Below are 9905 nucleotides of genomic sequence, written 5' to 3' on the forward strand. Positions count from 1 at the left end.
TTCAGCGAAAAACCAGAATGCCGGCCGGGACATGAAAATCATTGCCACCGGCATGCTGGTGGTCATGGCGATCATATATTTCACGTCGAAAAACTATGAGGAAGTGCATCCGGCACTGGGCTTTGTCCGCGCCTTCGCAGAGGCGGCGATGGTCGGCGGACTTGCTGACTGGTTCGCCGTAACCGCCCTGTTCCGCCACCCGATGGGCCTGCCGATCCCGCACACCGCGATCATACCGCGCAACAAGGACCGGATCGGCGACACGCTGGCCAATTTTCTCAAGGACAATTTCCTGATTTCGCGTCTCGTTGCGCAGCGTATGCGCACGGTCGACCTTGCCAGCGGCATCGGACGTTTTCTGAAGTCGCCGAGCGGCGGCGAAGGCCGGCTCAAGTTCGGCGCATCGAGACTGCTTGGCGACGCGATCGCTTCCCTCGACAAGGACCGACTCGGCACGATGTTCAAGGGCGCCGTCAAGACCCAGGCCGTCGGCCTCGACATCGCAACCCCGATGGGACAGATTCTCCAGGCGGTCATGGCCGAGAAACGTCATGGCCCGCTTATCGATTCCACCATCCGTTGGGCCTATCGTACGCTCGACACCAATGAACTGGTGATCCGCAATATCGTGACCGACCGCGCCAATGCCGTGATGCGCTGGACCGGGCTGGATGACCGGGTCGCCAACGAGGTTCTCGACGGGCTCTACAAGCTGCTCGCCGACATGGCTGCCGATCCCGGTCATCCGGTCCGCGCCAAGACGGAAGAGAGTCTTGAACAACTCGCCAACGAATTGCAGCATGATCCCGAACTTCGCCAGAAGGTGAACGAGTGGAAGCTCGAGATGATCGACAATCCGGCGATCGCTTCGTGGCTCGATGGTATCTGGGAAAAAGGCCGGGAAGCGCTGCTCCGGGCCGCCCGTGATCCCAATGCCGCGATGGCCGGCCAATTTGGCGACGCGCTGATCCAGCTCGGCAACAGCCTGCAGCAGGACAAGCTGCTCAACCGGCAGATCAACCGCTTCGGCAGACGTGCCGTCATTGGCGTCGTTGACAGCTACGGCGACAATATCGTCAAGCTGGTGTCAGAAACGGTCCGCGGCTGGGATGCGCAGACGATTACGGACCGGGTCGAAAATGCAGTCGGCCGTGACCTGCAATTCATCCGCGTCAACGGCACCCTGGTGGGCGGGCTGGTCGGCGTATCGCTCCATATACTCGGATTCTGGATCTAGCGCGAAAGCAGCAGCCGCGCCTGCCCGGCAATCTGCGCCAGCATGGCGATGGATGGCTTGGTGGTCTGCTGCGCCCGATCCATGATCTTCCGGAACTGAGCAACGCGGTCGATATTGCGTTCTGCCCAGCTTTCGACAAATTGCGGCATGTCCTTGCCGCGGGTCCGGCGCAGGAAGTCGAGACGCATCTGCTGAAAATCGCGCGCCAGGCCCGCAACCAGCAACCGGTCCCAGGGGTCTGACGGATTGATCCGGGTAGCCGTCATCTGCGCCCAGTCCAAGCCTAGCTGACTGCCGACGGTCGTAAAGGCAACGGCCACTTCGAGAGGATCGATTTCCCGGCTGTGGGCGAGATAGGCAATGCCGGCCGCACCGTCATTCTTGTAGATATTGGCAATTTGCGCCGCGATATCGGCCGTCGCCCCTGCCTCTACCAGCGCCTTTACCTGTATCGCAGCCTGCAACCGTCCTTCTGCGGTTATCAGATTTTCGACATTTTCGTTAAGCGCATTGACGCCGGGGGCCAGCATATCGACGGTATCGTCGATACGGTCGTCCGACACCCCTATCCGCATCAGATCCGCCATGTGCGAGCGCAAGACATAGGCGAGGCGGTCGAACAGGACGATCCTGATATCCTCGCCAATCTCGGCGACTTCCAGTGCATGCCAGAGCCTGTCCGCGTGGAACAGGCGTTCCGCCATAACGAAAGCGCGCGCCACTTCACCAAGGGTACAGCCCTCTTCCTCGGCCAATTCAAACGGGTCAATCAGGCCCAGCCGGTTGATCATCCGGTTCGCCAGTTTCGTGGCGATGATTTCGCGGCGCAATTGATGTTCGAGAATGGCCGTCTTGTGCGCCTTTTGCATCGCACTGGGGAAGGCTTCGAGCAACTCGCTGTTCAATCCAGGATCATCACCCAGATCACTATTTTCGATCGCATCCTGCAACGCCAGCTTGGCGGTGGAGATCAGGACAGCCAGCTCCGGCCGGTACAGCCCCTTGCCGTCCTGACCGCGGCGGATCAGGTCTTCATTGCTCGCCAGACCTTCGACCGCGCGGTTCAACTGGCCCTGTTCTTCGAACTGGTCGATCAGCCGGATATAGGATGGCAGGTTTTTCGTACCGCCCATTTCAGCGATCGACAAACCCAGTGCCTGCAAGCGGTTATCTTCCAGCACCAGCGCGCCGACCTCGTCGGTCATCGATTCAAGCAGGCTATTCCTGGCGTCCGGCTTCAATGTACCGCTGACCAGTTCGGGGTTGAGCGCGATCTTGATATTGACCTCGTTATCCGAGCAGTCGACACCGGCGCTATTGTCGATGAAATCGGTGTTGACCCGTCCACCGTTGGCAGCAAACGCGATACGCGCGGCCTGGGTAACTCCCATATTGGCACCTTCGCCAATCGCCTTCACCCGCAATTGCTCGGCATTGACGCGAATCTTGTCATTTGCCGGATCGCCCACTTCGATATGGTTTTCGGCCGCCGCCTTCACATATGTTCCAATGCCGCCAAACCACAGCAGATCGGCGTTGCAGGCAAGAATGGCGCTCATCAGTTTTGACGGCGTTGTTTCGGCCTCATCGGGCAAATCCAGCAGCTTGCCGATCTGCTTGGAGATTTTGATCGTCTTCGAATTGCGTGAAAAAACACCGCCGCCTGCGGATATCAGCGTCTTGTCATAATCATCCCAGCTGGAACGCGGCAAATCGAACAATCTCTGGCGCTCGACCCAGCTTTTTGCCGCATCCGGATCGGGATCAATGAAAATATGCCTGTGGTCAAAGGCGGCCACGATCTTCAGAGTCTTGGACAGCAGCATCCCGTTGCCGAACACGTCGCCCGACATGTCACCGACACCGACGACGGTGACAGGTTCGCTCTGAACATCGACCCCGATTTCCGCAAAATGGCGCTGCACCGAAACCCAGGCGCCGCGCGCGGTAATACCCATCGCCTTGTGATCATAGCCATTGCTGCCGCCGCTGGCAAAAGCATCGCCCAGCCAGAAACCGCGGTCGATCGCGATCTGGTTGGCGATATCCGAGAAGCTGGCCGTACCCTTGTCGGCTGCGACAACGAAATAGGGATCATCTTCGTCGAGACGCTCCACCCTGGACGGGGGAACGACTTCGCCCTCGACGATATTGTCGGTCACCGACAACAAGGCGGTTATGAAAATCTTGTAGGATTCAATGCCTTCAGCGATGAACGCATCACGGTCATCACCCGACGGCAGCTGTTTGGCGAAAAAGCCGCCCTTCGCCCCGGTCGGAACGATCACGGCATTTTTGACCCGCTGGGCCTTCATCAAGCCCAGGATTTCGGTGCGAAAATCATCCCGCCGGTCCGACCAGCGCAGGCCGCCGCGCGCCACTGGACCAGCCCGCAAATGGATGCCTTCGACACGCGGACTATAAACGAATATTTCACGCCACGGAACCGGAGCCGGCAGCTCGGGAATTTTCGCGCTCTCGATTTTGAACGCAAGCGCTTCCCCGGCCTGATAGGCAAAGGCGTTGGTGCGCAAAACGGATTCGATAACGGCCCGGAACAAGCGTAAAATGCGATCGTCATCGATTGCATGAACCCCGACCAGAGCGGCATCGATTTCGCGCGTCGCGAGCTTGGCTGTCTGCGCGCGGTCGCCTTCAAAATCCGGGTCGTGGAGCGCACGGAAAAGCGTGATCATTGCTGCGGTGACATCGGGCGCTTCGGCCAGAGCTTCGACCACGGTGATCAGGCCATAGCTTAGTCCCGTTTGCCGCAGATAGCGGAACCAGGCCCGCATCCACACGGTCGAGCGGGCATCAATGCCCGCAGTCGTGATAAGCTGGTTAAAGCCGTCATTTTCCGCCTCGCCATCCAAGACGCTGGTGATCGCCGCCTCGATTTCATCGGACCGGGCGATCAGGCTGTCACACCGTTCCTCGGATCGCAGTTCGAGCAGGAAATCGTGGATATAGCCCAGGCGGCCATCGTCGAGCGGTGTCGGCACCGACTCGAGCACGGTAAAGCCGAAATTCTCGAGCGTCGGGACGGCGTCGGACAATGGCAAAGCACCGCCGAGATGATAGATTTTCAGCCGCAGCAGATGGTCGGCATCGCTGGCAAGCCGGTAGAGCCGGGTCGAACGCTGACCACCGCGCTCGAGCCTGAACAGGCGCATGATGTCTTTCGCGGCTTCCAGCGCGCCATAGGTCGACTGATAAGTGCCTGGGAAACAATCGGCATAGCGCTGGGCGAGAACCGCCGCCCGGCTGTCCTGCCCTGCTTCCCTGAGGTTCCGCTCGACTTCCGGTTTCCAGCCCCGGACCATATTTTCCAGCTCCTGATCGAGCAGATCGGGGTCGGGGATACGGCCGTCGGCGCCCATGTCGAGCGTGTAGCGCAAGGAGGATACCCCGCCTTCTTCGAGCGTATTCGACCAGCTTAATATTTTGGCGCCGGTCGCGTCGATCAGCATATTCTCGACATTCTGCCTGCGCTCGGTCGAGAGCTGTTCGCGGGGAAGCCACACGAAAGCGAACAGGTGACGGGCCAGCGGCGATATCACGCTGTGCAATTTGGGTCGCGGGCGGTCGATCAGCGACATCGATATCAGCGCAAGCTTCTCCAGATCGTCCTGGGCGAAGGTTATCAGCAGATCATGCGGCAGAGCGGTCAGCGCATGGGTCAGGCTCTTGCCGGCATGACCCGATTCGGAAAATTCGAACTTGTCGAACAATCGGGTGAGCTGGGTGCGCAGGACGGGGATCGTTTCCGGCGCGGCGGCGAGCGCGGCGCTGGTCCACATGCCGGAAATGATCGACAGCGCGGTGACCTTGCCCTTGTCTCTCACCGGCACGATGATCAAGTCCATCAGGACATGGCGGTGGACGGTAGACAGCTGGTTGGACTTGATGATGAGCGGCGCCTTGCCGCCGTTTTCAAACCATTCGAACGCGCGGCGCCGGCTTTCTTCGGACAGGATCGGTTGCGGGCGCATCCGAGCCAGGCCGAGCTCGTTCCGGCGCTCTCCCTCTGGATTGACGATTTCATGGCCCAGCAATGTCAGGTTCCGGTCGAGGAACCAGCGCAGCAAGGTCGCCCCTTCCCCTTCGGGTAGCGCATCGGCATTTTCGCCCAGCACGATCTGCAATTTCAGCCAGTCGGCAACCGCCGCAGCGACGTCTTTGAGATTTGATCGCAACGCCTTGACCAGTTCCCTGCGAACGCGGGCGTCTGTGCGTTCCAGTTCGATATAGATTATCGACTCGCATTTCTCACCGCTCGTTGCCTGTTCGGCAATCTCGACCAGCTGGCCCTTGACATCCCTCCGGACGGCAACCACCGGATGGATCAGCCGCTCGATGGTCAGTCCGAAACCGCCAATCGTCGCGCACACGGAATCGACCAGGAAAGGCATGTCGTCGTTGACGATCGCAAGGCGGAGATGCCTGTGATTCTGCGAAATGCTGACGCTTTCCAGCAACAGGCTGGCTTCGCTTCCCTGACGTTCCTGGGCGCACAACAGGGTATATCTTGCGGCTTCTTCGCAGGCTTTCTTGTCAAAGCCGGTATTTTCACCTGGTAGCGCACTTTCACGAAAGGCTGCGACCAGCGCTTGTTCAAGTTTGTCGGCCGGGTGGCCCGTTCGCGTGGTTTCCGAGTCGCGATTGGCTGACATTTTTCCTCCAAGTATATCCGGACGAGACATTGTCCCGCCAGCTTGGCGAAGCTATGCGCCTATTCGCGCACCCGCTCAAGAGATTAGCCGATCCTTTTGGAGGGCGATTCGGGAATATTGCCCATAGTGATATTTTGGTTACATATGCGACCAATGGTTCCGCCGGCGGCGGTCCTGTCTCACCAGAGATACACTCAGAATTGAGTGTGCTTGAGCGCCTGACTGGTCAGCTTTTCATTTCCAACCACCGGTCCGACAATGGTCAGTTCGCCGCTCTGGTCCTTGCGAGCAACGATCACCACAAATTCGGAATCGCCAGCGTCAATTTCCTGTAGCTGCCGCGACGGTGCCGAGCGCAGCTTCGCCAGCAGGTCCTCGCCAACGGTCCGGGCTTTGGCCAGCAGCCCAGCTGGACGGTTTGCCTGGCGTTCCGCATAGACAATCGCTTTCAGGCCACCGTCATGCCGAACGAGCAGATCACCAAGCGTCCCTTTTTCGATGCCATTGCGCTGCGCATATTTCAGCGCGGTCGCATATTCGGTCAGTCTGGTCTTGTCATACTGGGCACCAAATACCAGTTTCACGATCGGCGTCATCGGCGCGCGTTCCTGAACCACCAGTCCGGAATCTTCGAGCAACATCTGGTAATCGTCCGGATATTGTTCGGACATCAGGTAGAAATCATAGGCCTGGCTTATCGCCGAGTAGAGCGCCACACGGCTGCGTTCGACGCAATCGGCCGCATTGTCGGCGCTGTCGCGGGCGGCGCACAGCCAGTCGGCCAGGCTCGCGTCGTCGTCCAGCGGCTCGGCAACCGGGTCTGGAGCAAAGTCGGGGACGATTTCCAGTTCCTGCGTGAGCTCCAGTTCTTCCAGATTGGCGGAATGCGGTCCGTCTTCCCAGACCGGTCCCGCGGCAATTTTTGCCGGTGCAGACAGCATTGCTTCGGCAACTTCATCCTCGATCTCGTCGCGGATGGCATCGGCGGCCACTTCTTTCCAGTTGATCACGCCATAGATGAAATCGATTGTGTCGTCGTCGGTAGAGAAAGGCAGCAATATGCCGCGATACATGATCGTCACGCCGCGCTGATTGACGAATTCGGCTTCAAAACCGATCGGTGCCTGATTGGCAATGATCTGGAGATAATGGTCGGTAATCCGCGACAGCAGCGAACGTGCGGGCACATCGTCGATCGCCGTGATCGAATCATCAATCTCGCATTCCTCGCGGAGCGTCCGGCCGAGAAACTGGATCGTCGGATTTTCGACGCCGTCGGTAAAGTCGAGCAAAACGCTGTTCGGACCGAAGTCCTCGTCGGTTTCGGGCGCCAGATCCTCGACGCTGGGGAATTGCCGATCTCCCAGCAGCCCCGCCCAGAAATTATAAGCGCGCACATGCATGCGCCGCTCATCCTGACCAATGGCCGGGGGTGCCTCCATAGCGGCGTCGTCATCTTCATAGCCGACGTAATCAGGAGCCGAGGCCATGTCCTGATCGCTAAGTTCACCGTGATTACGTAGGTTTTCCATGCTTCCCCACCGTCATTCCAATAGTTCCACATTTCTATGCATGCCCTATGGTAAACATATGGTAAATTTCCTGATAATGACCTTTGGCCCCGATTGAGGGTCGCAAACCGGCAAAACGGAAGCGGTGGCGCGATTTATCGACTGCGCAGACTTGTCACGGCAAAGCTCTGCTGGTAATGGCCCGCGATCAATGAAGATGCATGGGGCCGGTGCCCCGCCATCTCGCTGATGCCGCTTTAGCTCAGTTGGTAGAGCATCGCATTCGTAATGCGGGGGTCAGAGGTTCGAATCCTCTAAGCGGCACCATCATTCTCAGCTTTGTAAATTAGCGCTTGCTGCTGAACATGCCCACACGGGGCGCGCTTGTGGGTATGGCGTGGGTGGTACTTTGTCCCGGTTACCATCGAATGGTCAGGACAGGGAAGCCATGCGTGAGCGATTGGGAGAGATTGTTGCTGACAAACACCGAACGACAGTTCAGTTTTCTCTCGGGCTCAGGCCGTTTTCCATTGCTTGAATTCAATCGGCAAAATCTGATCGATCCGATCAGCTGACATTTCGTATAAATCAAAATTCATATATAGCTGAGGAGAAACAATAGAGACCAAGCGTCGGAAGCTTCCTTCTCTTTTGACTGATGCACCGACCCCTTTTTTCAAGATTGCGTTGTCCTCATCGTAAAATAGCTCGAGGCACAGATCGATGATATTTGGATTGGACCGGACATCATCTTTTTGTGACTGCTCAACAAAGTCTGAATGAACATGGCATGGTATCGAAAGAAATAAACGGGCCCGATTTTCATATTGACGAAAAATAGTCCAAGCCATTTTTGCTAGGTGACGATAGTACCTCAATCGACTTTTATCGGGAATATATCGATATTCACTTGCCAGCAAGAGAGTTCCGTCCGACCGAGGAGCCAGCAGCTGATCAAGATAAATCATGCTAATCCACGTCCAGAGCCCCTTGTCGTCATCAGCTGTACCTGCCGAGATAGTCTTCGCAAGATATTCTCCCATGGCCAGCCGATTCTCAAAGCGCGTTGCTGTATCAATTTCGCCGAATTCCGGGACGGCCTCGACCAAGTCAGCACGTTTCGCCAGTGCGGAGAGCGCCGAAGCTTCCTCGCGGGAAATCGGGGTCCCCTGACTGCCCTTTTTCGTATGAGCTTCTTTTCTGAGGCTTTCGATGGTCAGGCGAACCTCTGTTATACCTTTATCGGTAAATCTCATGACTGGAATTTCGTTCTTCATGATCCTGACTCCAGCATTTGATCCATAAGGGATTTGCCATTTCTCCATTTCGTTTCTGAAAAGGACACCACGCATTCTTCAATCCATTTGAGCCATTCATCGTCAATTTCAGATTTGCCATGAAAAGGAGTAGAAGGCATGGCAGGATCAAAGCTGACCCGACAAAACTCGATAATACGGCTGCCAAGGGTATCTTCATCAAGATCTTCGAGGCTTTCATGCCGTGCAATGATTCCCGATAGAAGATCACGCACCATTGATGGAAGATAGAGTGCCTGAAGGGCGGGATGATGCCAGCTACCAAAGTGCTCACTTAGCCTGCTGTTTAAAACTAACTTCGGATTGGCGATATCACCTTCCCAAACAATTTGCCAAGGCAGGCCGCCCAAGTCCTCGATTTCAGGAACAATGAAAGGTTTACGTTCGATTTGACCTTCAGCTTCGACTGGCCGAATGTCTGCAGTTGCCGCAATGACTCTTCCTGTATCAATACCGGAGGATACCTGCCGGATTTTGAAACGCAGATTGGCATCAATTGGAAACAAATCAAAATCAAAATCCTGATCGGCCGGATTGCTGATGACTTTGCGCTCATGTTGGCCTCGATCAAAGGCGTCAAGGACCAGTCGATAGCCCTCAACGCTACTCAGTGCCTTGCTGTCCATATGCAATGCAACACGGATAAAATCATCATTCCGCTCTTTGATGGTAACATCAACCAGATTGGATTTGATTTTCCGCCTTTGGGTAAAGTTCAGGTTAGCTGAGGTCATCGCCAGCCTCCCGGACTTTCTTTACGTCGATATGGACGTCCCTGTTCGGATCGAACCCACAGAGTTCGATTTCGAAATCCGGTTCGTTGATTTCAAATGTAAGTTCATTGGCGTTAAGATTGGTTACATTGGCATTATCTGCGTGCACCATTCCATCGATGCGAAAATCAAAATCCGCTTCATGATATGATTTTTTCCAGTTTGATTTACTTTTGCCGAAAATGATGTTGGCGGCCCATATTTTGGCAGAAATTGAATGACCCGGCGCTTTTTGAAGGGCTTCGGAAAGATTGTCGGTTCCAAACACTGTGTGTTCCCCGTCAGCACCTGTGGCACAAATTTGATGTTGTAAGTTAAGGAGGATTTGGGTCTCGTCGTAGTGACGAAGGAACGAAGATGAGACCCAAATCCTCAAAACCCAAAGCGAGTGCTGA

Annotated in this window: 6 protein-coding genes and 1 tRNA gene; 2 read left to right on the forward strand and 5 right to left on the reverse strand. The window is 56.3% G+C overall.

Features of this window, described 5'->3' with window-relative positions; translation table 11 throughout:
• The first annotated feature begins 31 nt into the window (after positions 1–31).
• Positions 32–1237 (forward strand): DUF445 domain-containing protein, encoded by a 1206-nt coding sequence (locus tag HUO14_RS16055; protein WP_176280839.1) that lies wholly within the window; start codon positions 32–34, stop codon positions 1235–1237.
• Here the strand turns inward: HUO14_RS16055 and HUO14_RS16060 are convergent.
• Both HUO14_RS16060 and HUO14_RS16065 read right to left on the reverse strand, forming a co-directional pair.
• Entirely contained in the window at positions 1234–5910 is a 4677-nt protein-coding gene (locus HUO14_RS16060) for an NAD-glutamate dehydrogenase (RefSeq protein WP_176280840.1), read from the reverse strand. The two genes, HUO14_RS16055 and HUO14_RS16060, sit on opposite strands and share 4 nt — an antisense overlap.
• A 194-nt stretch (positions 5911–6104) precedes the next feature.
• Positions 6105–7442 carry a PAS domain-containing protein gene (locus HUO14_RS16065; RefSeq protein ID WP_176280841.1) on the reverse strand — a complete coding sequence of 446 codons (1338 nt, stop codon included), beginning with the start codon at positions 7440–7442 and terminating at the stop codon, positions 6105–6107.
• Between the two features lie 230 nt (positions 7443–7672).
• On the opposite strand from HUO14_RS16065, the gene HUO14_RS16070 reads away from it, so the two are divergent.
• A tRNA-Thr gene (locus HUO14_RS16070) sits at positions 7673–7748 on the forward strand.
• A 188-nt stretch (positions 7749–7936) separates the two neighbouring features.
• Here HUO14_RS16070 and HUO14_RS16075 read toward each other — a convergent pair.
• The 3 genes from HUO14_RS16075 to HUO14_RS16085 all read right to left on the reverse strand — a co-directional run.
• Positions 7937–8698 carry a hypothetical protein gene (locus HUO14_RS16075; RefSeq protein WP_176280842.1) on the reverse strand — a complete coding sequence of 254 codons (762 nt, stop codon included), beginning with the start codon at positions 8696–8698 and terminating at the stop codon, positions 7937–7939.
• Positions 8695–9471, reverse strand: a complete 777-nt coding sequence (locus HUO14_RS16080; RefSeq protein ID WP_176280843.1) for a hypothetical protein — start codon at positions 9469–9471, stop codon at positions 8695–8697. Before HUO14_RS16080 ends, HUO14_RS16075 begins: the two co-directional genes overlap by 4 nt.
• On the reverse strand, positions 9458–9905 hold a 448-nt coding region (locus HUO14_RS16085; protein WP_217908050.1), incomplete at its 5' end, for a hypothetical protein. The genes HUO14_RS16085 and HUO14_RS16080, both read right to left, overlap by 14 nt.

This window comes from Parasphingorhabdus flavimaris, from assembly GCF_013371215.1.
Classification (GTDB): domain Bacteria; phylum Pseudomonadota; class Alphaproteobacteria; order Sphingomonadales; family Sphingomonadaceae; genus Parasphingorhabdus; species Parasphingorhabdus flavimaris.